The sequence below is a fragment of the Streptomyces sp. NPDC102274 genome (assembly GCF_044766385.1).
Lineage (GTDB): Bacteria > Actinomycetota > Actinomycetes > Streptomycetales > Streptomycetaceae > Streptomyces.
Genome location: NZ_JBIWLW010000015.1, coordinates 1 through 22,819 on the forward strand (window position 1 = coordinate 1; position 22,819 = coordinate 22,819).

Here is a 22,819-nt window from a genome sequence, read left to right on the forward strand (position 1 = left end):
CGTGCTCAGCGCCTGCGACCGGCCCAGTCGAGTGCCGCTGGGAGAGTTCCGCAGCACCTTCCCGAAGTACACGTCCGCGTCAGCGGGCTCCATGTACGGGCTGCGCAGAGGCTCGATCACCAGCCAGCGACCACGGTGTGCAGCCAACGCTCCCGCCGGTGCACGAGCGCGAGCGGCGTCGCGCCGGGCAACATAGCGTGGGATCGCCGGTTCACCAAACCGGCGATCCCGCGCATCATTGATAGTCCACCGCCACGACCTGCCCGTACGTCGAAAGGCACCACCCGACGACCACAGACCAACCGCGAGACGCCCACGGCCGAAGAGTGCCATCGAGCGATCAGGCCGCCGCGTAGCTCGCCCGGAACAGACCCTGCGCCCGCTCCACGTCCCTCGACGTGCGGAGCTGCACCTCCAGGTCGCCCGTCCCGTGGTGGCCGAGCCCGGACACGTCCCGGGTGAACCCGGGAACGAGTTCGACCTCCTTGGGATCGGCCTTCAGGTAGACCAGGAGCTTGCTCCGCTGCGGCGGGCAGACGCAGGCGAAGTTCCGCAGCCGCTGATACGCCCGGTACTGCTTGCGCTCGACGCGGTTCACGCCGTCCCCGAGACCGAGCAACGCCTCGTCGACAGCGCCCGCAAGTTCGGCCAATGGCGCGCCCTGCGCGGCGGCTGCCGACCGTGCGACCGCCAGTCGGCGTACACGCCGCGGTGCCTGCGTCCCGCCGCTCACGGACGCCACGGTCTCCAGGCCGAGCAGGTCTTCGCCGAAGAACCGGTAGCGGACCAGATCGATCGACCTCCGGCGCTCGCGTACGGCGTGCACGTCGTAGCGCGTGAAGTCGTCGGCGATACAGATCAGACACGGTCCGCTCCACAGCACCTGGGACGCCGCCGTACCCCCGAGCCGGTCGCGGACCAGATGCTCGAACTCGACCCGGTGGTCCATCAGCCACGCCAGGTAGAACAAGCCCTGGTTGATGACCCCGGCGTCGACGCCCCGCTTGTACTCAACGATGACCGGCGACCCGTTCTCGTCCAACCCGAGCGAGTCGATCCGGCCCCCGTGAACCGGCCCCGTGCCGTACTCGCCCGCAAGGAAACGCACACCCAGCAGCCTCTCCATGTGCGCCTCGACAAGACCCTGCACATCCGCCTCGAACTCAGCAAGACGCGGCACGACCTCGACCACGCCGCTTTTCGTTGTGTCCGTACGGAACAGCTTCAAGCCGACCACCCCCGTCATCGCATCGGAAATCAACAACGTCGGGCGGGCAGCGATTTGTTTCCGCAACGGTCGTTAAGTCCGTGAAGAACATGTGCCGAAGGGGCGACTGTCCGGGTCAGTGGCCCCCTGCGCGCGACCACGACCCCCCACCGGTTGGCGCGCGGCGTCGGCATCCAGCACGAATCCGCCTGCAAACGCAGACGCACAGTCGGTGGTCTCGGCACCGTAACAGTATCGGAGATTTCCAACGCCGAGGCGCCTTGCTGATTGCGCGTGCTGGAGGCGTCAGAACTCCCAACACCGCAGGTCAGCACGCACCCCTTCCTGATTCCTGGTAAACAGAGCGCCGGTCGGTCGGTGGATCAAGGCTCAGGGGTTCAGGAGAAGTCGACAGAGCGGCCAAGGCCGGCCCAGCGGGCGTCGGCCGCAGTGCGTTCCCGCATGTCGTCGGCGACCATGTCCACCGCGTCGCCACCCAGGACCAGGTGGAGGGGAGGCTCCTGCATACGGGCGATGTCCAGGAAGACGCGGGCGACCTTGTCCGGGTCGATGGGCTCCCGGCCAAGGGTCGACCGCAGCAGCGTGGCGACCTCGCCGACGCTGTCCGCGTAGTACGCGGCGTGGGCCGGGATGTTCATGGACGATCCGGCGTAGTCGGTGCGCATCGAGCCGGGCTCGGCGATGGTCACCTTCACTCCCAGGCTCGCGGTTTCCTTGGCCAGGACCTTGGAGAAGCCCTCCACCGCGAACTTCGCCGAGTGGTAGGCACTGGCTCCGGGGAAGGCCACCCTGCCTCCGAGAGAGGTGACCTGAATGAAGTGTCCCGCTCCCTGTCGGCGGAAGACGGGCAGAGCTGCCTTGGTGACGTGAACGGTGCCGAAGAAGACCGTCTCGACCTGGGCACGGAAGTCGTCCGGGTCGATCTCCTCGATGGGAACGAGGTTCGCGTAACCCGCGTTGTTGACGACCACGTCGAGGCGGCCGAAGGCGTCCAGGCCGGCCTGGACCGTGTGCGCGGCCTGCCCGGCATCCGACACGTCCAGTGCGAGCGCGCACACCCGGTCGCCGTACTTCTCCTCCAGATCGGCCAGCGCCTCGCGGCGCCGGGCTGTCGCCACCACCCGGTGCCCCGCCGCCAGGGCCTCCTCCGCTACCGCACGCCCCAGACCACGTGAACTGCCCGTGACAAACCACACCTGCTCAGACATGACTCTCCACTCCTCCATGACTACGACAAACTCCATGCCACCGATCGGCCACCGGCAACACAACCGAAGCTAACGCAATGCCCTTGCGTTGTCCAACGCAAGGGCATTGCGTTGCGGTATGGTGGGGACATGCTAGAAGCGAACACGTTCCAGCGCGCCTACACCCCGCAGCACAAGGAGCAGCGGGCTGCCGATCTCATGGAGGCGGCACGGACCCTCGCCTCCCGGGACGGGGTTCGCGGCGTGACCTTGACCGCCATAGCCACCCAGGCCGGCGTCCACGCCTCGGCCGTGCGCCGCTACTACGCCTCACGCGAGGAGATCCTGCTCACCCTCGCCGAGGAGGGCTACCGCGACTGGTCGCACGCCGTCACCACGCTGCTGGACGGCCCCGGCACCACCGCCTCCGCGGAACTGGCGCACGCCCTGGCCGACACCCTCGCCGAGCGCCCGCTCTTCTGCGACCTGCTGACCCACGTCACCCTCAACCTCGAACGCGAGGTCACCTACGACCGCGTCCGCGCCTTCAAGACCGCCGCTGTCGGCGCCATGGACGACCTCGCGCGCTCCATCGTCGCCGCCGGCGTCCTGGACCGGGCCCAGGCGTGGGACCTCATCACCGCCGTCATCGCGATGACCGCGCCGCTGTGGCAGGCCGCCCACCCAGCCGAAACCCTCACCCGCCTCTACGCGGAAGAACCAGCCATGGCCCATGTCAGCGTCGACTTCGCACCCACCCTCACCCGCCTACTCACCGCCCTTGTCGACGGCATGACCGCCTCACGCACCTGAGAGTGCGGTACGTGACAGGCTGGAAGTTCACCGGCGTCTGAACCACCACAAGCTGGCGCAGCCCCTCTCTGGGAGTCCTCGGGCCCCGGTGACCCGCCGTCCGGAAGCCCGCAGATCCCACATACGTCCCACAAAACCCCCGACGTCCCGTCAGGAAGGCGCATAAACAAAGACCAGAGGCACTGCCAAGCAAATACACCAGGCGCCTTCTTAAGCGCTCATTCCAGACGGCAATCCCTCAGCAACCGAACACCCGGGGCATTCCCTGACGGTGACTCATGGTTGTTCTCCCGCAGAAACGTGCGACCACCCAAGAGTGGCCGCGGAAGGACTTCCGCTGAGTATGTGAACCGCAAGAGTGGTCCCCTTGACGCCAACGGCAAAGACCCAGGTGATCGCATGGCATACCGATTCGAAACGACGCTGACGGCGGGTGCGCTGAGTTGCAGTAGCCCCGAAAGGTGACCGCCACCGTCGGTCATGGGGAACCGCTGCACGCTCCACGAGTTGCGATCCTCGGCCGCCCCGGAGGCCGACCGCCACAGCAGGTCGCCGTGCCCGACCTCGGCCGGGTCGAGCGAGTCGATCCGGCCCCCTGGACCGGCCTCGTGCCGTACTCGCTCGCCAGGAACCGGACGCCCAGCAGCGTCTCCATGTGCGCCTCGACCATGCCCTGCACATCCGCCTCGACCTCAGCAAGACGCGGCAAGACCTCGGTCACGCCGCTTTTCGTCCTGTGGAACAGCTTCAGGCCCGGCACCTTCCCCTCCTCGGCTCAGAGATCATCGACGCCGAGTGGGCACGGATTTGTTTCCGTGAACCGGCTTCGGAGCCGTTAAAGAAGTGTGTGAATGGGCTCGACCGCGCCCACTTGCCCTTCCATAGGACGGCCCGCCGCAGGGCTCCGCCGGGGCCTCGCCGGTATCCAGCACAAATCCAGCACGGTGCGGGTGACGAGGGGTGATGACAGGTGACGTGGGATCAGGTTATCCAGCACCTATCCAGCACGGGAAAATACTAGGGGCCCGATCCCGGAGGATCGGACCCCTATTTACCTGCATGTTTGCCAGATCAGTGACGTGGTGCTAAGTCACCCGCTACACGTTGAAGCGGAACTCGACGACTTCGCGAGTCGACGGATTCGCAGGGGCGCCATGCACCACGTTTCAGCTCTCGTCCGGGGCCAGCCGCAGCGAGACGCTGTTGATGCAGTACCGCTGGTCCGTCGGGGTCGGGTACCCCTCGCCCTCGAAGACATGGCCGAGGTGCGAGCCGCAGCGTGCGCAGCGGACCTCGACCCGGACCATGCCGTGGGAGCGGTCCTCGATGAGTTCGACCGCGTCCGAGTCCTTCGGGTCGTAGAAGGACGGCCAGCCGCAGTGCGACTCGAACTTCGTGTCGGAACGGAAGAGATCGGCGCCGCACGCGCGGCAGGAGTAGACGCCGGTCGTCTTGGTGTCCGTGTATTCGCCGGTGAAGGCGGGCTCGGTGCCGGCCTTGCGGAGTACCTGGTACTCGGCGTCGGTCAGCTCCGCGCGCCACTGCTCGTCCGGCTTGTCGATGTCGTACGGCATGCGCTCTCCTCAGTCGGTCGGGAGGGCCCGGCCCGCCCGGCGGGCTCAGTCCCCCAGCCGGGTCAGAATGTCAGGACCGAGGTCCGTGACATCGCCCGCGCCCATGGTAAGAACGAGATCACCGGGGTGCGCCATTCCCGCGACCGCCTCCGGGACGGCTCCCTTGTCGTGAACGGCCGCGACATCGGCGCCCGCCTCCTCGGCCGCGTCGATGATCAGAGCGCTCGTCACGCCGGGCAGCGGGTCCTCGCGGGCCGGATAGATGTCCAGCACCAGCGAGGCGTCGGCGAGGGCCAGGGCCTGGCCCATCTCCGTGGCCAGCTGCTGCGTACGGGAGAACAGATGCGGCTGGAACACCACCAGCAGCCGGGAGCCGGGAGCCGCCGCGGCCCGCATCGCCTCCAGGTCGGCGGTCATCTCGGTGGGGTGGTGCGCGTACGAGTCGATCACCTGCACGCCCGCTGCCTCGCCCTTGAGCTGGAGGCGGCGCTTGACCCCGGTGTACGCGCCGAGGGCCGAGGCCAGATTGTGCGCCGGAATACCGAGGGCGATACCGGCGGCGAGGGCGGCGACCGCGTTGTGGGCGTAGTGCCGGCCGGGGACCGAGACGGTGAAGGTCAGGAAGCGGCCGTCGAGCAGTACGGTGACCTCGCTGGTCAGACCGCGTGCGGTGACCTTGTGGACGCGTACGTCGGCGCCCTCGGCCTCCCCGTAGGTGACAACCTTGAGCGTACGGAGACCCCGGACCCGGGAGGCCAGCTCGACGGCGCCGGGCTGGTCGGCGGCGATCACCAGCGTGCCACCGGGGACGATCTTGGCGGTGAACGCCTCGAACGACTCGTAGATCTCGTCCATCGACGCGTAGTTCGCGTGGTGGTCCAGCTCGACATTGAGGACGATCGCGACCTCGGGGTCGTACTTCTGGAAGCTGCGGTCGCTCTCGTCGGCCTCGGCGACGAAGATCCCGCCCGCGCCGTGCCGGGCGTTCGTGCCGGGCCCCGCGAGGTCGCCGCCGATGGCGTACGAGGGGTCGAGGCCCAGTTCGGTGAGGGCCACGGCCAGCATGGAGGTCGTGGTGGTCTTGCCGTGGGTGCCCGCGACGGCGATCGCGCGCAGCCCGCCCATCAGCGAGGCCAGCGCGTCGGAGCGGTGCACGACGGGTACGGAGAGCTCGGCGGCTCGTGCCAGCTCGGGGTTGTCGGCCCGGATCGCGCTGGAGACGACCACGCACGAGGCGTCGTCCGCGAGGTGCTCCGTGGCATGGCCGATATGCACGGTGGCCCCCAGCGCCCGCAGCGCCTCGGCGGTCTCCGACTCCTTCGCGTCGCTGCCCGTGACCTTGGCGCCGCGCTGGGCGAGGATCTTGGCGATACCCGACATTCCGGCGCCGCCGATACCGATGAAGTGCGGCCGTTCCATGGCCGCGGGGATACCGGGTGCCGGTGCCATACGTGTTCTCTCCCAAAGTGCGGGCGGGGTACAGCGTGCAGCTGTAGGGAACCCCAGCTTATTCGCTGTGCGCGAAGAGTTTGAGCACCGGTACGCCGACCTTGTGGCGCGCCCGGGACGCCCAGTCCCGGTGGAAGAACTCCTCCACGTAGTGCGGCTCGGTGAGCACGATCACCTCATCGGCCGCGGCTTCGTCCACGACCGCCTTGAGCCGGTCGAGCGGATGCTCCTCCACGACCTGGCCGGTGGCGGCGGATCCCTGGGAGCGCAGCGCCGCCAGTGAGTGTTCGAGAGCGAGTTCGGCGGGCTGTCTGGCTTCCTTGCCCTCCGGCACCTCGTCCTCCCTGGCCGCGTCCCGCAGTTCGCCGATCGCGATGTCGTCGATGGCGCGCAGCAGCAGATCCGCCTGGTCGCCACGCGGCTGCATGAGCACCACGAACGAGATCTCCTCGTCGCCGTGGAGGGTGGTGACGAACTCCACGTCCTCCCGCGACAAGGGCTTCTCGATCATCAATACGCTTGTGAACACGACAGGCGCCCTTCTTCTTCCAGGGCCGTGCGGCCCACTGCTGAAACCATCCTTCCCCGTACCCGCACGGGGTCTGTGACAGTAAGTCTGCCCAGCGGAAGCTAACCGGAACGACAAATTCCGCTGATTGTCGGATACGCGGACCCGGGTGGATCAGACGCGCCGGTACCGGGTGAAAAGGAACCCGTCCTGCTCCAGCAGCGACGCCAGCGCGAACCGTTCGGGCACGGCGGGAGCCGGCCCGTCCGCGATGCGCTGCGCGTACCCGGAAGTGAGCATCGGAGACACGGTCAGACAGAGTTCGTCCAGAACTCCCGCCGCCACGAACTGCCCGAGCAGCCGCGGACCGCCCTCGGTGAGCAGCCGGACCAGTCCGCGGTCCGCCAGAGCCTGTACGACCCGCTCCGGGTCCGCCCCGGGGCCGTCCCCGGCGATCACCACTCGCACGCCCGCCTTCTCCGCGGCGAGGATCCGCTCCCGAGGCGCCGTGGCGCCGGTCAGAACGAGGGTGGGGACGAGGGGGGCGGTGAACAGCGGCAGCGTGAAGTCCAGCTCCAGACTCGCGCTGACCACGGCGATCACCGGCGCGGGCGCCTGACCGGCCGCCGCCCGGCGCGCGGCGAAGGCGTCGCGGGCGCGGGCCGGGCGGTACCGCTCAAGGCGAACCGTTTCCGCACCCACCACCACCGCGTCGGCGAGCGCCCGCAGGGTGCCGAAGACGCGCATGTCGGCGGCGGAGGAGATGGACTGCGAACGGCCCTCGTGGTGGGCGGCGCCGTCCAGCGTGGACACCATGTTGGCGCGCAGCCAGGGCCGTGCGGTGCCCCCCGCGCCGGTGCCACGGGGGTACGCGTAGGCGTCCGCCAGTTCGTCGAGCGTCCAGTCACGGTCGACGCCGGGCCCCACCCCGGAATCAGCTCCGGAATCCGTTCCGGAATCAGCGGCGGAGTGTGTCTGATCGGTCACAGGGAACAGGCGTCGCATGCGAAGCAGTCTGGCATGGCGCATAGAGTTACGAACTGTGTCGTCCTCCACCGCGGCGTCCGGCCGTCAGTCGATAACCGAAGCGGCCCCGCTCTCCCTTTGCGCACGTGAGCCACGTGTCCCCGCCGACCGGCTGGTCGCGGAGATGGTGCCGCCGCCGCGCTTCGACTCCGTACGGTTCGCCACGTACGTACCCGACCCCCAGCAGCCCGGCCAGACCGAGGCGGTCTCGGTCCTGAGCGCGTTCGCGGAGGGGCTGGGCGGAGCGCATCTTGCCGACGGCGGGCACGGCAAGCGGCGCTGGTTCGCCAGAAAGCCCACTGCGCCCACGGGTCCGCGCGGTGTCTATCTGGACGGCGGTTACGGCGTCGGCAAGACACATCTGCTGGCGTCGCTCTGGCACGCCACTCCGGCCGCGCCGGGACAGAAAGCTTTCGGCACATTCGTGGAGCTGACGAACCTGGTCGGCGCGCTGGGCTTCCAGGAGACCGTGCGGACGCTCAGTGGCCATCGGCTGCTCTGCATCGACGAGTTCGAGCTGGACGATCCGGGCGACACCGTCCTCGTCTCCACCCTGCTCGGCAAGCTGGTCGACGCGGGGGTGGCACTGGCCGCGACCTCGAACACCCTGCCGGGCAAGCTCGGCGAGGGCCGGTTCGCCGCCGCCGACTTCCTCCGCGAGATCCAGGGCCTGTCGGCGCGCTTCCGCCCGCTGCGCATCGACGGTGAGGACTACCGGCACCGCGGACTGCCCGCGGCTCCCGCTCCTTACTCCGAGGAACAGGTGACCCGGGCCGCGTACGCGACCGAGGGCGCCAGCCTGGACGACTTCCCCGGGCTGCTCGACCATCTCTCCCGGGTCCATCCGAGCCGGTACGGAGCGCTCACGGACGGGGTGCGGGCCGTCTGTCTCACGGATGTCGCGCCGGTGCCCGACCAGTCGACCGCGCTGCGGCTGGTCGTCCTCGCGGACCGGCTGTACGACCGGGAGGTGCCCGTGCTCGCCTCCGGGCTCCCCTTCGACCGTCTGTTCAGCGAAGAGATGCTGAACGGCGGCTACCGGAAGAAATACTTCCGGGCAATCTCGCGGCTGACGGCCCTGGCGCGGGACGCGAAGGGGCTGGTCCCCGAGTAGGTTCGGTGCCGTAACTCCCGCAACTCCGTTAACTCCGTAACTCCGTAGCAGCGCAACGCCGTAGGCACCGTAGGGCCGCTACAGCTCGAAGCCGTAACACCCCGACGCGGTAACACCCGCGTCATCGCATCTGCTGTACTCACACCCGTATCACCAAGAACCAAGCAGAAGGGTTCCACCATGGCCACCACGCGCCAGGCGCACACGGTCTGGGAGGGCAACCTCCTCCAGGGCACGGGCACCGTCACCTTCGACTCCTCCGGCATCGCCGACCAGGCGGTCTCCTGGCCCTCCCGCGCGGAGGCGGCGAACGGCAAGACCAGCCCGGAGGAGCTGATCGCCGCGGCCCACTCCAGTTGCTTCTCGATGGCGCTCTCCAACGGTCTCGCGAAGGGCGGCACGCCGCCGACCAGGCTGACCACCCAGGCCGACGTCACCTTCCAGCCCGGCACCGGCATCACCGGTATCCACCTCACCGTTCAGGGCGAGGTCCCGGGCATGGACGCGGCGGACTTCGAGAAGGCGGCCGAGGACGCCAAGGCGAACTGCCCGGTCAGCCAGGCGCTCACCGGCACGACCATCACGCTCAGCGCGTCGCTGGTCTGACGCGACACCTGAGGCCAGACCCTGTCCTGGGGCGTGTTGCGAAAGTCCGGCCCGGCCCGCGATGTCCTTCGGGCGGACGGCGCCACTTTCGCGGCACGCCCCAGGTCCTGTCCGGCCCCTGGCAGGAGTAGTCAGCGGTCGCGGAACGCGCCGATCCGACGCACCCTCTAAGGAGCCGACTCAAGGGGTGCGCAGTGGCCAAGAAAGACAGAAAAGCCGGAAAGCGGAACCAGCCACCACCGGCGCTCCGTGAACTGCTCCGCATCCCGGAGGACGAGCCCGTCGACCTCTCCTCGTACGACTCCCGGGCCACCCCGGGCGGCCCGCCGGACAAGGCGGCCGCGCTCGCCGCCGTCCCTCCGCTGGCGCAGCGCCTGGCCGGTCTCCAGGAGCGGCTGTACGCGGCCAGCACGGCGGGCGACCGGCGCCGGGTGCTGCTGATCCTCCAGGGCATGGACACCAGCGGCAAGGGCGGCACGATCAAGCATGTGATCGGTCATTTCAACCCGGCGGGCTGCCGGATCAGGGCCTTCAAGACCCCGACCGCGGAGGAGCGGAGCCACCCCTTCCTGTGGCGCGTCAGACAAGCGCTCCCCGAGCCGGGCGAGGTCGGGATCTTCGACCGTTCGCAGTACGAGGACATCTTGATCGCCCGCGTACGGGAACTGGTCCCCCGCCGCGATCTGAGCCGTCGCTACGGCCAGATCAACCGCTTCGAACAGGGCCTCGCCGACAACGGCGTGACGATCGTGAAGGTCTACCTCCACCTCGGCCACGACGAGCAGCGCGACCGTCTTCTGGCCCGGCTCGACAACCCGGACAAACACTGGAAGTTCAGCCCGTCCGACATCGAGGACCGCGAGCTGTGGCCCGCCTACCAGGAGGCCTACGAGCTGGCCCTGCACCGCTGCTCGACGGCGGCCGCCCCCTGGTACCTCGTCCCGGCAGACCGCAAGTGGTACCGCAACTGGGCGATCAGCACACTGCTGCTCGAACATCTGGAAGCGCTGGATCCGGCCTATCCGGAGGCCGACTTCGACGTCGAGGAGAGCCGCCGGGAGCTGCTGGCGGCGGACTGATCCCGGGCGTGACCGTGATCCCGGACGTGACCGTACGGGGCGACTTCGGCGCGGGCGAGTGCCGTGCGACTGTTCCGGGCGGATCATCATATATTTTCCGTGAGTGACCACATATGTACGCATTCTCGCCACCGTCGCCGTTCTGGGCGCCGCGCTCGCCGGCTGCGCCGACGGCGCCGGCAAGGCCGTGACCTCCGGCTCCGCCGGCGCGCGCGCCGCCGCGACGTCCAGTGCCGCGGCGGTGAAGGGGCCGCCGACCCTGGCCCCCGGCCCCGGCGGGCTGACCCCCGTCTTCAAGCGCGGGAACCCGGCCGCGGGCAAGACCGTGGCACTCACCTTCGACGCCGATATGACGGCCGATCAGGGAACCCGCGCGGCGCGCGGCGAGCGGTTCGACAACCCTTCGCTGATCGCCCTGCTGCGCCGGCTGGAGGTGCCCTCGACGGTCTTCATGACGGGCCGCTGGGCCGAGGAGTACCCGACGCAGGCGAAGGCGATCGGCGAGGACCCGCTCTTCGAGATCGCCAACCACTCCTACAGCCACTACGCCTTCACGGCCGACTGCTACGGGCTGCCGCCGGTCGGCGAGACGAAGATGAACGACGACGTGCAGCGGGCGTTCACCGCGTTCCGCGACGCCGGGGCGCGCAATGTGGTGCCGTACTTCCGCTTCCCGGGCGGCTGCTACGACGACGCGGCGCTCCGGGCGCTGGCGCCCTCCAAGGTGACCGCGGTCCAGTGGGATGTCGTCAGCGGCGACGCCTTCGCCACGGACGCGGAGGCGGTCGCGCAGCAGGTGCTGGAGGGTGTGAAGCCCGGGTCGCTGGTGGTGATGCACTGCACGCGCAGCGCGGCGCCGGTGACGGAGGACGCCGTGGAGCAGATCGTCCCCGAGCTACGGAAGCAGGGCTACCGGTTCGTCAAGGTCTCCGAGCTGATGAGCCACTGACCGGGCGCGATCCGGGGGCGGCGGAAAGGCGGGACGACGGGAGGGCTGGCGGAAAGGCGGGACGAAGGGAGGCCGGGAAGGCGGTCAGCCCGAGCACGCCGTCCGCTGGGCTTCCTGCCACTCACAGACGGGACAGAGCGTCGCGCCCTTGACCGTTTCCGGGTACTCGGTGGGCTTCGCGCACAGCACGCAGTCGGCGTACGCGACCTCTACCGCCGTCTCCCGGGCTTCCGCCATGTCCGCGACGTCCGCCACGTCTGCCACCGCTTCTTCCGCCATACCCACGAGCGTACTCAGCTCCGCCGCGTCGCGACCGCACAGGCCACCGCGCCCGCCGCCGCGGCCATCAGCGCGGCGGCGGCCAAGGGCAGCCCCGGCACCTGCACGACGCCCGTCCGCGAGCCCGTCACCAGCCCGGTGATCGCGTATTTCGCCGGTGATCCATTGCCGACCAGGGCCGGCAGGACGACCAGCAGCGTGGCGATCAGCGGCCAGCCCCGGCCGCGCAGCAGCGGTCTCCCGCACGGCGCCCCCACGGCCGCCCCGAGCAGCAGACAGACCGCTGCGGCGACCAGCCCGGCGACACGAGCGGCGAGCAGGGACCCCTCGACCGTGTGGTCCGTGTTCCTCGGCTCGCTGATCACCGTGACGGCCAGCGTGCCCGCCGTCCCGAGCACCCCCGCGAAGACCACGGCGGCCAGCAGCGCGGCGAGATGGGCCCGGGATGTGCCCTTCGCGGCGGCGACGGTACGGGCGGCCGGCGGTTCCTGGGTGACGCAGATCTGGTCGAGCACCAGCAGTTCGGGACCGGCGAGCAGCGCCTGCGCGACCGCGACCTTCTGGCTGGTCCCTTTGGACAGTTCGGACATGGGCGTACGGGAGTGGCCGGCCGCCCCGAACCGCTCCAGCCATTCGGCGGCGCGGGCCTCGGCGACCGTGCGCCGCAGCACGTGGATCCGGCCCAGATGCACCAGATAGCCGCCGGCCGTGAAGGGCAGCGAGACCGGGAAGCGCTCGGGAACACTGGCGGTCCGGGGGCGGCCGGTGAGCCGGCCCTCGGTCGGTCTGTCGATGCCGGCGAGCAGCCGCAGCAGGGTCGACTTCCCGCTGCCGTTGGCGCCTTCGACACGGACCAGGGTGCGCGCTGCCAGATCGAGATCGACCCCACGCACCACCCAGGGTCCGCGGAAGCCGTAACGGCGGCCCACGCCCCGGAGATTCATCATCGTGGAGGGGCCTGTCCCGGTCAGTGCGCGGCGGCCTTCTGCGGGGTGGCCTCGCTCGGCCGGACGATGACGAAGCCCTCGCCCTGGAGCATCAGCTGGACGGCCTCGCCCGAGCCGCCGCGGATCATCGAGCCGACGGACTGCGAGCGGTGCAGCGAGGTGGAGAGGTGCGCGCTCCATCCGACGACCGCGTCGGTGTCGACGTACACCGGGGCCTGGCCCGTGACGGGGATCACGATGGGGTTGCCCTCGCATATGACGCCGAGCTTCCCGTAGCCGGTGAAGAGGCTGTTGAAGAGCCCGCCACCGGTCATCCCCGCGCCCTTCACGGTCTTGATCTCGTAGGAGAGGGTCGGGTCGAAACAGAGCACGTTGCGGCCGTTGATGGTGAGCGCGTCGCCCTGCTCGATATCGACGATGAAGCAGTTGGCGGCCTCCTGCGCGAACCATGCCTCGCCCTGGCCCCTGACGGTCATCAGCGGCAGGCCCTCGCCCGTGACGGCCCGCTTGAGCATGCCGCCGATGCCCTGGCCCTTGCGTTCGAACTGGAGACTGCCTCGGAAGGCGATCATGGATCCCTGCCGCGCGTACATCTCGCCATTGACGGCGTACTTGATCGATTTGGCGTTCTGCAGTGTCATCCCGGGGGCGGTGGCCGGCTGCGCCAGGTATTCGGCGGAGAACAGATCACTCTTCATGCCGTGCATACTCGCCCGGACGCACCCATTCCGCCAAGAAGGGTTTGCCCGGGAAAGCGGGACCGGCGCTGCTGGCAGACTGGACCCGTGAGCAGTGACATAAGCGACCGCGTAGCCGACCGGACCTCGCGCGACGAGGCTCCCCAGTTCGTACTGCCACTGGTGGTCCGGATCGAGAAGGCCGCGCCGCCCGCCCGCACCGACGCCCTGGAGACGGCCGCCCGCGCGGTGCTCGTCATCCTCTCCGACGAGCGGTCGGCAGGAGAGGGCGAGTGGGCGAGGGCCATGCGGGACTGGCAGGACGCCCGCATCCGCAAGGTGGTACGGAGGGCGCGCGGCGCGGAGTGGCGCCGCGCCTCCGCGCTCCCCGGGATCACGGTCCTGGGCGCGGGACCCACGACGGAGACGGCGTCCGCCGCCGAGGTACGGGTCTTCCCGCCCATCCCGCTCGACGGCTGGCCCAAGGAACTGGCCAAGCTCCAGGTCTCCGGCACCGAGCTGGACGACACCGAGGCACCGCCCGCACCGGACCCGGCCCTGCCCGTTCTCTGGCTCAACCCCGATCTGGACATGTCGGCGGGCAAGGCCATGGCCCAGGCCGGGCACGGCGCCCAACTCGCCTGGTGGGAGCTGTCGGACACGGAGCGCAAGGCATGGCGCGAGGCCGGCTTCCCGCTCGCCGTACGTACGCCCGACGCCGCGCGCTGGCGCGAACTCACCGCCAGTGGGCTGCCGGTGGTCCATGACGCCGGATTCACCGAGATCGCCCCCGGGAAAACCGTCGTAGCCGAGGGGGGTAGTCGCTTCTGCCCCCTCCAGCGCGGACTCGGGTGACCGAAAGGCCGGGAAGCCGGACGCGAATGCCTGTCAGGATCGGTGCATGCACACCTCTCTTGAGCCCGCCGTCGGACGAGCGGGCGAACTCGCTACGAGACTTTTCACCACGGCCGAGATTGAGCTCCAGATATTGCAGGCGGGGCTCAGCCGCTTCCAACCGGCACCGCAGGCCGGAAAACAGCGGTACGCGAAGACATCGTTGGTGGCGAGCACCCTGCACACTGCCCAGAAGGCGGTGGCCAGCGGCGACAGCGAGGCCGAGGAGGGGCTCAGGCAGTTCCTGCGCCTGGTGGCCGTGCGCGCCATGGACCAGGATTTCACGTGGTTGCGGGAGGCCGTGCGCGCGGCGGGCTTCGATCTCGTCGCCGATCCAGGTCCGGTGCGTCTGCTCCCCCTTGAGGACCCGAGGGCGCCTCTCAGCGAGGCGGCGACCGCTCTCGAAGCCGACTTCGATCGACTCGGTTGGGTCACGGCCAAGGCGCTGTACCAGCAGGCGCTGCGGAACCTCGTGGACCAGCGCTATGAGACGGCCAACGGGGGCATGCGCTCCATGTTCGAGGAAGTGATCGCCCAAGTCGCCGTGCGGCACGGGTTCGTTCGTCCCCAGCAGGGAGCCGCAGGTCCGGCACTCAACTACCTCATCGAGCGGCAAGAGCTGCTGCCCATGGATGATGGCGGCGGCTACGTTCGCGGCTTGTGGAAGATCGTTCAGACGAACGGCCCCCATCCCGGAACGTCCACCGCGGGCGAGGCGCGCTTCCGGGTCCAAGCCATGACAGCGAGTGCCCGCTATCTCATCGACCGCTTCGCGCCCGCTGCTCCGTAGGAAGAGCGGGGCGGCGGCTCGGGCGTAGGTGGCCGCCTCGTGGACGTCCAGCCCGGGTTACCCGCGGTGAGACGGGAGGCCGCGGTCGTTGCCGTCGACGTCCTTCGCCGGACTGGTCCGCCCCGGCGTCGGGCGCCCGTGCTGTCAGCCGGACACGATGTGGAGGAGTGCCGTACCGTCCTCGCCCGTCGCCGCCTGGATCACCACGACATGGGCCTGGGGACGCGGCCGGGCGGCGTCCCCCAGACGACCGCAGGAGTTGCCGCTACCGTTGCCGCGCAGGACCGTGATGCACCCTTGTCCCGGGCCGGTCGCCCCGCCCTTGGACTGGCCGTTGTCCGACTTCACCGTGTATGCGACCTTGTTCGGGCCGACCTCGGTCACGGACAGGGTCGCCGGACCGGCCGGGCCCTTGAAAGGGAACGTCACCGGCTCGGTCACCGCGATCTCGCAGTTGCCGTCCGCACAGGCGCCGACGTCATGCCCGTCCGCCGCCGACACGGACGGCTTCACCGACGGCTGCGCGGAAGAGGGCTGCGCGGAGGAGGGCTGCACGGAAGGGGACTTCGAGGTCCGCCCATGGGGTGAGGGCACCCCGTCGGTTTGGTCCGAACCGCCGCAGCCGGCCACCGTCAGGGTGGCCAGCGCGGCGAGTACGACGCCCGTCCCCCACCGATACGCACGTCCTGCTCGCAGCCGGCGTGCCGATGCCGTCGTGGCCATGGTGTCCCCTCGTTCTCCCGCGCCTCCAAGGGCGCGGTGTTCGGCAGCCAGTCTTCCCCCTTGTCACCGTCGTCACGCGCTACGTGCGTCCTCATGCGGGTGTGAGCCGGGGACCTCGTCGTGAGAGTATCGACGCATGTTTACGTTCTTCCGTCTCGGCTAGCACTCCGCTAGCCAGTTCGCGGCTGTGCCCGTGGCTAGCGCTGCGGGAGTCGGCCAGTTGGCCGCTCCCGACCGCTACCGGGAGAAACAAACATGCCCTCTGCGCGCCCCGGCGCGGCAGAGTCGATCACTCACGCGCTCACCACCGGTGCCCGGCCGCGCGTGCTGGTACGCACCGTTACCGGCCTGGAGCACCTGGCCGCTGCCCCACTGGCAGCGGCCGGTCACCACGTGATCGACATGTCCAAACGCCAGCTCATCGTCGAACCCACCTCGGCGAGCATCGTCACCGACCCGCCGCGGCTGGCCGACGATCTCTTCCTCATCGGTGCCACGCTCGCCGATCCCGGCCGAACCAAGGCCGACCTGACAGCACTGGCCCGAGCAGCCCGCCACCGGCTCACCGTCCCTCTGCGTCATCACCCCGGCGAGGGGTTCGCGGTGAGCGCGTCGTTCCTCGGCAGGCGCACCTACAGCCGGTTCGACATCGAAGACGTCATCGGCACCGTCATCGCCGAGCGCACCGGCGCGACCTACCATTCCCGCCGCGGCGCCCCACCACCACAGCCAAGGCTCGATTGGCGCGTCGTCCTCGACGGCACGACGGCGCACATCGCGCTGCGGCCCTTCGACGCGCCGCTGCACCGCCGCGACTGGCGACACAGCACCGTGACGGGGAGCCTGCACCCGCCGGTGGCCGCCGCGATCGCGCGACTGGCTCGCGTCGAACCCGGGCATCGGGTGCTCGACCCCTTCTGTGGGTCCGGGACGATCCTGCTCGAAACCGCGCAGATCGAGCCCGATGCCGTCTACACAGGTATCGACCGCGACCCCGGCGCGATCGCCGCGGCCCGAACGAACACGCCCGGAGGCGCACTCGTCGAGTGGCGTGTCGACGACGGCGCACATCTCGATCTGCTGCGCACCCCGGTGGACCGGATCGTCACCAACCCGCCATGGGGGGTGCGGCTCGACATCGGCGACATCGCGGTCCACCTGGACCGGTGGCGACGGGTGTTGCGTCGGGACGGGCTGGCGGTGGCGATCGTGAACCACCGTCAGGCGAACGCCCTGATCGAGGACCCGTGGTGGAGAACCATCGATGTCCGCGAGGTGAGTGTCGCCGGCCGGCACCCTCGTATCGTGGTGGCCCAGCCGGTCACCCGGCGTCACAACCCGTAGACCCCACGGCAGTCGGCAGCGGAGCGGATGCGGAGGACGCCGCCTGGGCGTCCTCCGCGACCGTGTCACTTGGTGAGGTGCCCGAAGAGCAGGCTGCCCGCGGCGTCGAGGTCCGGGGAGTAGAAGAACTCCCGGACCGCGCGGATGAACTCGTGGCGGCTGATGACTCCGTCGCCGTCGGTGTCCAGCCGCATGAACGTGTCCATGGCGTCCGGGTCGCTGACGCCCCACACGTCCAGGTACTTCTGGAACTCCGCCTTGTTGATGGTGTTGTCACCGTCGACGTCCATGACGTCGAAGACGGCGTGCGGGACGCCCTCGACCATGTTGAAGCGGCTCGTGTCGACGCTCGTCGCTCGGTTCGCGTGGTGGTACTGCTCCTTGTTCAGCCGGTCGTTGCCGTCCGCGTGGCGCAGCAACTCCATCCAGTACATCTGGTACGCGGCCGTCAGCGCGTGCGCCCGGCGGTCCTTCCTGTCGATCTTGTAGGCGCTGAGGTAGCGGTCGATGAGCCGCTGGTAGTCGGTCCAGTCCACGTAACCGTCGGTGTCGGTGTCGGTGGCATCGAACATCTGCTCAAGCTTTGCGGTGATCGGATCGATGGTGGCGGTAGCCATAGCCGTCCCCTCCGGGGAGTTACGGTTGGTTCACTGCGGCAGGCCGAGCGTAGCCATGAGATCACCATTAAATGCGATAAATGGTGCGCGGCGCCGACATGATCACTCGATGCAATGAACTGCCCCGGCCGAAGTGTTTCAGGGCGGATCGGGCGCGGATGGGACCGCCCGCCAAGGCTGCGTTGTGTATGGGGCGTCGGTCAGATGAACGCGATCCACTCGGGCGACCGTACGCGACCTCACCGTCACTGGCTCGCGGTCACACGTCCCAGGTGACCGGGAGGCTCTTCACCCCGTAGATGTCCGCGGTCTCCGCACGCAGGTCGACTTCTTCGGCCGGTACGGCCAGGCGCAGCGTGGGGAAGCGGTTGACCAGCGCGGGGAACGCGACCCGCATCTCGACGCGGGCCAGCTGCTGGCCCAGGCACTGGTGGATGCCGTGGCCGAAGGCCACGTGCCCGCCGTGCTGCCTCCGGAGGTCGAGCACGTGAGGATCGGCGAAGCGCTCGGGGTCGCGGTTGGCCATGTTGTACGACAGGACGACCGTCGTACCTGCCTCGATGGTCTGGCCGCCCAACTCGACGTCCACCAGCGCCGTCCTCATGAACGACTTGGCGACGCTCAGATACCGCAGCAGCTCCTCCACAGCCTGGTCGGCGAGCGCGGGATCGGCGCGCAGCGCGGCCAGTTGCGCCGGGTTCTGCAGCAGCGCGAAGGTGCCCAGGGCCAGCGTGTTCGCGGTGGTGTCGAACCCGGCCGAGAGCAGGATCAGGGCGACCCCCTGCAGTTCCTCGGCGGTCAGATCGCTGTCGGTGAGGTCGCTGAGTACGTCGTCGGTGGGGTTCGCGCGCTTGGCGGCCACCAGCTGTGCGAGGTATTCCTGGGTCGCGGTGTAGGCCGCCATCAGCTCCTCTTCGTCTGTCTCCCCGTTCAGGAACGTCTCGATCTGTGCCTGGAAGGAGCCCCGCTCCTCGTACGGAACCCCCAGCAGCTCGCAGATGATGATGGCGGGGATGGGTTTGGCGAACGCGGTCACCAGGTCCGCCGACGGCCCGGCCTGATCCATGGCGTCCAGACAATCGGCGGTGACCTGCTCGACGCGCTCGGTGAGCAGCCGCATCCGCCGTGCGGTGAACCTGCCCACCAGCGGCTTGCGGTAGCGCCCGTGCTGCGGCTCGTCCATGAGCAGGAACTCGCCGGGTGGCGCCGGAGGCAGCTCGAAGTCGACCACGTTCATCAGCTCCTTGCGCGAGCTGAACCGCGAGTCGGCCAGGACCGACCTGACCAGGTCGTATCCGGTGATCAGCCAGCCGGGCTTTCCGCCGAGGTGGGTGAAGCGGCTGATGGGGCCGTGCCGGCGGGCGTCGATCAGCCCTGCCGGCGGGTCGAAGGGGCAGCCGGGCCGACGGGCCGTCGGCAGCGTCGTGACGGTGTGCGGGGACTCACCCATGACTCTTCCTCATCTCGCGATAGTACGCGTTTGAATATGCTCGAAAGCTACGTTGCACGCATGCCGGCGTCAATCGGCGAGAATGCGTTTTCCCAGGTAGACGGCGGTAAATTGATGCAATGACGCTGTGCTCGAATGCAATGTCGCGTTGCAATGAATGGCGTCGAAGGCAATACTGACGACATGCCAGGAGGACGCTTGACCCAGCAGGACCGCCAGCGCGTCGCGGCCGGACTCGCCGACGGGCTCTCCTACGCCGAGATCGCCAGGCGGCTGGAGAGGCCGACCTCGACGATCAGCCGGGAGATCGCACGCAACGGCGGCCCCGCCAACTACCGGCCCCAGCAGGCGCACCAGGCGACGTCCCGGCGGGCGCGGCGCGGCACACCGGCACCCCCCCGCGAGGCCACACCGCCCGTCGACGCGATGGCGGAGGAGGTCATCGAGATGGCGGTCAGGACGGGGCTGCCGAGAATGACAGCGCGCGTGCGTGTCGACCTGTTGCTGTCCGAGGACGGCCGGCGCACCGCGGCCGAGCTGACCCGCAGGCTGCAGGTCAGCCCGGCCTCCGTCTCCGTGGCCGTGAACTACCTGGTCCAGAACGGGTATGTCCGCCGCGAGCGCGATCCGCAGCGGCGCCGCGACGTCTATGTGCTCGACGACGAGGCCTTGTACCGCTCGATCGTGATCGGCTCGCAGCCGACGCTGGAGATGGCGAAGGCCGCGACGGCGGAGGCGGAGGCCTTCGGGCCCGAAAGCCCCGTGGGGCAACGGCTGGCCAAGGCGGGCATGTTCCTGGAGCGGGTCATCCAGGACACGATCGAGTCGGCCGACCGCTGGCGCGCCCTCCTGGCGTGATGGGTCTCGTGGCCCTTCTCCTGGAGCGCCTTCGTCGCGCCGGCGCTCGGCGCTACTGAGCCGCTGTCCCCGCGCCCCCGGTGGTCGGCGGTCGCGGCGGCGACGATGGCGGCGACGATGCTCCCGCCGGGCTCCTGCGCCGTGGCCGCTGATCATCCGGCGCCGCGGAGCTGAACACTCCGGCCGGGCCGTACGTATCTCCCGGTACCGCGAAGCGGGTTGAACAGCCGATCGGTCGGCGGTTGGTTCAAGGGTGTCGGCATTCGGTTCGGGAGGCAGCACATTGTTGCGACGCATCAACGGTACGGCGCTCATCATCGCGGCGCTGGTCGTCACGGTCGGGGCCCTGGCCTTCCCCGTCTGGTCGTATGCCGACCGCTCCGGCACCGGTCAGGCGAACCTCAACGCGTCCAGTGTGGCCACCCAGTGGGGCCCGCTCTCCGCGACCGATCGCGACCTCCTGGTGAAGGTGCGGCTCGCGGGACTCTGGGAGCTGCCGGCCGGACAGCAGGCCATCGAACGCGCCCCCAGCCAGGCGATCAAGGAGTGCGGTGACCATCTGGTCGTCGGCCACACCGATCTCGACAAGCGCGCCCGCGATGTGGCCGCGAAGCTCGGGGTCGAGCTGCCGAACCAGCCGAACGAGCAGCAGCAGGGCTGGCTCAGGGAGTTGTCGGCGGCCACCGGCCAGGAGTACGAGCGCAAGTTCGCCAATCTGCTGCGCAATGCCCACGGCAAGGTCTTCTCGCTGATCGCGCAGGTCCGGCACACCACCAGAAACACGCTGATACGGCAGCTGGCGAGTGACGCCAACCAGACAGTCCTGGACCACATCACCATGCTGGAGGCCACCGGCATGGTCGACTTCGACGCTCTCGCCAACGAGGCGGCGGGCACCCTGACGGCCAGCCCGACCGGACCGCCGCCCCCGAACGGGAATCTGCCGCCCGCGCCGGACGCCGTGGCGCCCACTGGCAACGACACCTTCACCTCCCGGCCCTCCACCCAGCCGGGCGCTCCGACGGCGATCAACACCGACCGGCCCGCGCCGGGGATCGACCCGTAGAGACCCGCCCCATGGGGGCCCGCCCCATGGGGGCCCGACCCATGGGGGCCCGACCCATGGGGGCCCGACCCATGGGGGCCCGACCCATGGGGGCCCGACCCATGGGGGCGCGTGGGTGGCGTTCCGTTCCCTACCCGGGAAACCCGGCGCCGCCGTGGAACCTCAAATCATCCTCTGAACGTCCCCCTCTGCGGATTCACGGGCGCGCCGCGGGGTCATTACCTCTGCACCGCGCCCGTCGCGGACGGGGGAAGACCTCGGGCACCGAGGAGGGGGAGCCGTGAACGACACACCACAGCTGGGGATCGGCATAGGCTGGCGCCCGGAGATCGCGGACACGGTCGAGGCGCTGTCCGGTGTCGACTGGGTCGAGGCCGTCGCGGAGAATCTCTGCCCCGGCCATCTGCCCGACTCGCTGGTACGCCTGCGGGAACGCGGCGTCACCGTCGTACCGCACGGGGTCTCGCTCGGCCTCGGCGGAGCGGACCGTCCGGACGCGCGGCGGCTCGCGGATCTCGCGGAGCGCGCCGAGGCCCTCGGCTCCCCTCTGGTCACCGAACACATCGCGTTCGTACGGGCCGGCGGGGCGCTCACCGCGTCCCCGGTCCTGGAAGCCGGTCATCTGCTGCCGGTCCCGCGCACCCGGGACGCCCTGCGTGTGCTGTGCGAGAACATACGCGTCGCCCAGGACTCGCTGCCCGTGCCGCTCGCCGTGGAGAACATCGCCGCGCTGATCTGCTGGCCCGACGAGGAGATGAGCGAGGGGCAGTTCCTCGCGGAGCTGGTCGAGCGCACAGGCGTGCGGCTGCTGATCGACGTCGCCAATCTGCACACCAACCAGGTGAACCGGGGCGAGGACCCCGCGAAGGCCCTGGACGAACTGCCGGTCGAGGCCATCGCGTACGTCCATGTCGCGGGCGGGATCGAGCGCGACGGCGTCTGGCACGACACACACGCGCACCCGGTCACCGCGCCGGTACTGGACGTACTGGCCGAGCTGCGCGCCCGGGTCGCCCCGCCGGGCGTCCTGCTGGAACGGGACGACGACTTCCCGCCCGCGGCGGAGCTGGCCGGTGAACTCACCACGATCCGGGAGACCATCACGGCCGCGGCGGCCATCGCCTCGCCGCGCCCGGCAACGCGCCCGGCAACGCGTGCGGGGGCGGGCGCCGGGACGCAGGCGAGAGAAGGCGTTACGGAGGAGGAGCGGGAGGCGAGCGACACCGACGCCGCCCGCGGCCGGCTCGCGCTCAGTGAGGCCGCCCTGCTCTCCTCGCTGGTCGCCGGTACGCCCGTACCCGAGGGGTTCGATCCGCGGCGGCTGCGCGTCCAGAGCCGCGCCCTCGCCGCCAAACGCGCCGGGGTCGTCGCCAAGATCGCCCCCGAACTGCCGGAGATCCTCGGCAAGGGCTTCCGCCCGGCGTTCCTCGCGTACGCCGCGCACACGCCCATGCGCGCCGGATACCGCCGCGACGCGCTCGACTTTGCCGAGAAGCTGCTGGTCGAGGGGCGCCCCGAGGACTCCGCCGCCCGGCGGCGGCTGACCCTCTGGTGGCGCGAGCGGGCCTCCGCGCGGCCACCGCGCCGGGCGACCCGTCTCCTCCGCGTGGCCCGCGCCGCACTGGCCGGGAGGTGAGGCGC

Annotated in this window: 23 protein-coding genes and 1 pseudogene; 11 read left to right on the forward strand and 13 right to left on the reverse strand. The window is 69.7% G+C overall.

Translation table 11 applies throughout. The features are described 5' to 3' along the window. Window positions 1-340: 340 nt before the first annotated feature. A complete protein-coding gene (locus ACIRQP_RS20950) occupies window positions 341-1,237 on the reverse strand; it encodes a DUF5655 domain-containing protein (RefSeq protein WP_403892157.1) in 897 nt (298 codons plus the stop codon). A 368-nt stretch (window positions 1,238-1,605) separates the two neighbouring features. Further along, entirely contained in the window at window positions 1,606-2,436 is an 831-nt protein-coding gene (locus tag ACIRQP_RS20955; protein ID WP_403892160.1) for an SDR family NAD(P)-dependent oxidoreductase, read from the reverse strand. 129 nt (window positions 2,437-2,565) lie between these two features. On the opposite strand from ACIRQP_RS20955, the gene ACIRQP_RS20960 reads away from it, so the two are divergent. Beyond that, complete coding sequence (locus tag ACIRQP_RS20960; protein WP_403892163.1) at window positions 2,566-3,228, forward strand: TetR family transcriptional regulator; 663 nt, start codon at window positions 2,566-2,568, stop codon at window positions 3,226-3,228. A 557-nt stretch (window positions 3,229-3,785) separates the two neighbouring features. Here ACIRQP_RS20960 and ACIRQP_RS20965 read toward each other — a convergent pair. The 5 genes and pseudogenes from ACIRQP_RS20965 to ACIRQP_RS20985 all read right to left on the reverse strand — a co-directional run. Beyond that, a pseudogene (locus tag ACIRQP_RS20965) lies at window positions 3,786-3,988 on the reverse strand (transporter); the annotation flags it as partial. 406 nt (window positions 3,989-4,394) lie between these two features. Continuing rightward, window positions 4,395-4,802, reverse strand: coding sequence for a peptide-methionine (R)-S-oxide reductase MsrB (msrB, locus tag ACIRQP_RS20970; protein ID WP_403892166.1), 408 nt, complete (start codon window positions 4,800-4,802; stop codon window positions 4,395-4,397). A 45-nt stretch (window positions 4,803-4,847) separates the two neighbouring features. Further along, window positions 4,848-6,251 (reverse strand): UDP-N-acetylmuramate--L-alanine ligase, encoded by a 1,404-nt coding sequence (gene murC / locus ACIRQP_RS20975; protein WP_403892169.1) that lies wholly within the window; start codon window positions 6,249-6,251, stop codon window positions 4,848-4,850. A 58-nt stretch (window positions 6,252-6,309) separates the two neighbouring features. Next, a complete protein-coding gene (locus ACIRQP_RS20980) occupies window positions 6,310-6,780 on the reverse strand; it encodes an indole-3-glycerol phosphate synthase (protein WP_403892172.1) in 471 nt (156 codons plus the stop codon). Between the two features lie 153 nt (window positions 6,781-6,933). Continuing rightward, window positions 6,934-7,764, reverse strand: coding sequence for a pyrimidine reductase family protein (locus ACIRQP_RS20985; RefSeq protein ID WP_403892174.1), 831 nt, complete (start codon window positions 7,762-7,764; stop codon window positions 6,934-6,936). 37 nt (window positions 7,765-7,801) lie between these two features. Between ACIRQP_RS20985 and zapE the strand changes: the two genes are divergently transcribed. The 4 genes from zapE (at window position 7,802) to ACIRQP_RS21005 (ending at window position 11,533) form a co-directional block, all read left to right on the forward strand. Beyond that, a complete protein-coding gene (zapE, locus tag ACIRQP_RS20990; RefSeq protein WP_403892177.1) occupies window positions 7,802-8,899 on the forward strand; it encodes a cell division protein ZapE in 1,098 nt (365 codons plus the stop codon). A gap of 180 nt (window positions 8,900-9,079) precedes the next feature. Continuing rightward, window positions 9,080-9,505 carry an OsmC family protein gene (locus tag ACIRQP_RS20995; protein WP_403892180.1) on the forward strand — a complete coding sequence of 142 codons (426 nt, stop codon included), beginning with the start codon at window positions 9,080-9,082 and terminating at the stop codon, window positions 9,503-9,505. A 194-nt stretch (window positions 9,506-9,699) separates the two neighbouring features. Continuing rightward, window positions 9,700-10,584 (forward strand): PPK2 family polyphosphate kinase, encoded by an 885-nt coding sequence (locus tag ACIRQP_RS21000; RefSeq protein ID WP_403892183.1) that lies wholly within the window; start codon window positions 9,700-9,702, stop codon window positions 10,582-10,584. A gap of 103 nt (window positions 10,585-10,687) precedes the next feature. After that, window positions 10,688-11,533 carry a polysaccharide deacetylase family protein gene (locus ACIRQP_RS21005; protein WP_403892186.1) on the forward strand — a complete coding sequence of 282 codons (846 nt, stop codon included), beginning with the start codon at window positions 10,688-10,690 and terminating at the stop codon, window positions 11,531-11,533. Between the two features lie 84 nt (window positions 11,534-11,617). On the opposite strand, the gene ACIRQP_RS21010 is transcribed toward ACIRQP_RS21005, so the two are convergent. Genes ACIRQP_RS21010 through ACIRQP_RS21020 form a run of 3 tightly spaced genes read right to left on the reverse strand, consistent with a single transcriptional unit; the run spans window position 11,618 to window position 13,457 of the window. Continuing rightward, window positions 11,618-11,812 carry a hypothetical protein gene (locus ACIRQP_RS21010; RefSeq protein ID WP_403892557.1) on the reverse strand — a complete coding sequence of 65 codons (195 nt, stop codon included), beginning with the start codon at window positions 11,810-11,812 and terminating at the stop codon, window positions 11,618-11,620. A 14-nt stretch (window positions 11,813-11,826) separates the two neighbouring features. Then, on the reverse strand, window positions 11,827-12,756 hold the full coding sequence (locus tag ACIRQP_RS21015; RefSeq protein ID WP_403892541.1) for an ATP-binding cassette domain-containing protein: 930 nt from the start codon (window positions 12,754-12,756) through the stop codon (window positions 11,827-11,829). 23 nt (window positions 12,757-12,779) lie between these two features. After that, entirely contained in the window at window positions 12,780-13,457 is a 678-nt protein-coding gene (locus ACIRQP_RS21020; RefSeq protein WP_403892190.1) for an AIM24 family protein, read from the reverse strand. An 87-nt stretch (window positions 13,458-13,544) separates the two neighbouring features. On the opposite strand from ACIRQP_RS21020, the gene ACIRQP_RS21025 reads away from it, so the two are divergent. Next, window positions 13,545-14,291, forward strand: a complete 747-nt coding sequence (locus tag ACIRQP_RS21025) for a peptidyl-tRNA hydrolase (protein ID WP_403892193.1) — start codon at window positions 13,545-13,547, stop codon at window positions 14,289-14,291. Between the two features lie 46 nt (window positions 14,292-14,337). After that, window positions 14,338-15,120: a hypothetical protein gene (locus ACIRQP_RS21030; protein ID WP_403892196.1), complete on the forward strand. Its 783-nt coding sequence runs from the start codon at window positions 14,338-14,340 to the stop codon at window positions 15,118-15,120. 144 nt (window positions 15,121-15,264) lie between these two features. Here ACIRQP_RS21030 and ACIRQP_RS21035 read toward each other — a convergent pair whose 3' ends face one another. Continuing rightward, the gene (locus ACIRQP_RS21035; RefSeq protein WP_403892199.1) at window positions 15,265-15,843 is read right to left on the reverse strand and encodes a hypothetical protein; all 579 of its coding nucleotides are present in this window, start codon (window positions 15,841-15,843) and stop codon (window positions 15,265-15,267) included. Between the two features lie 255 nt (window positions 15,844-16,098). Between ACIRQP_RS21035 and ACIRQP_RS21040 the strand changes: the two genes are divergently transcribed. Further along, window positions 16,099-17,187: a TRM11 family SAM-dependent methyltransferase gene (locus tag ACIRQP_RS21040; RefSeq protein ID WP_403892202.1), complete on the forward strand. Its 1,089-nt coding sequence runs from the start codon at window positions 16,099-16,101 to the stop codon at window positions 17,185-17,187. Window positions 17,188-17,252: 65 nt separating this feature from the next. On the opposite strand, the gene ACIRQP_RS21045 is transcribed toward ACIRQP_RS21040, so the two are convergent. Both ACIRQP_RS21045 and ACIRQP_RS21050 read right to left on the reverse strand, forming a co-directional pair. Continuing rightward, on the reverse strand, window positions 17,253-17,804 hold the full coding sequence (locus tag ACIRQP_RS21045; RefSeq protein WP_403892205.1) for an EF-hand domain-containing protein: 552 nt from the start codon (window positions 17,802-17,804) through the stop codon (window positions 17,253-17,255). Window positions 17,805-18,063: 259 nt separating this feature from the next. Then, a complete protein-coding gene (locus ACIRQP_RS21050) occupies window positions 18,064-19,254 on the reverse strand; it encodes a cytochrome P450 (RefSeq protein WP_403892208.1) in 1,191 nt (396 codons plus the stop codon). A gap of 198 nt (window positions 19,255-19,452) precedes the next feature. Here ACIRQP_RS21050 and ACIRQP_RS21055 point away from each other — a divergent pair, with 198 nt between their 5' ends. From ACIRQP_RS21055 to ACIRQP_RS21065, 3 genes are all read left to right on the forward strand, one after another. Beyond that, window positions 19,453-20,112 carry a MarR family transcriptional regulator gene (locus tag ACIRQP_RS21055; protein WP_403892211.1) on the forward strand — a complete coding sequence of 220 codons (660 nt, stop codon included), beginning with the start codon at window positions 19,453-19,455 and terminating at the stop codon, window positions 20,110-20,112. Window positions 20,113-20,398: 286 nt separating this feature from the next. Further along, window positions 20,399-21,178 carry a DUF4142 domain-containing protein gene (locus tag ACIRQP_RS21060; RefSeq protein WP_403892214.1) on the forward strand — a complete coding sequence of 260 codons (780 nt, stop codon included), beginning with the start codon at window positions 20,399-20,401 and terminating at the stop codon, window positions 21,176-21,178. Window positions 21,179-21,458: 280 nt separating this feature from the next. Next, entirely contained in the window at window positions 21,459-22,814 is a 1,356-nt protein-coding gene (locus tag ACIRQP_RS21065) for a DUF692 domain-containing protein (RefSeq protein WP_403892217.1), read from the forward strand. The last annotated feature ends 5 nt before the right edge of the window (window positions 22,815-22,819 follow it).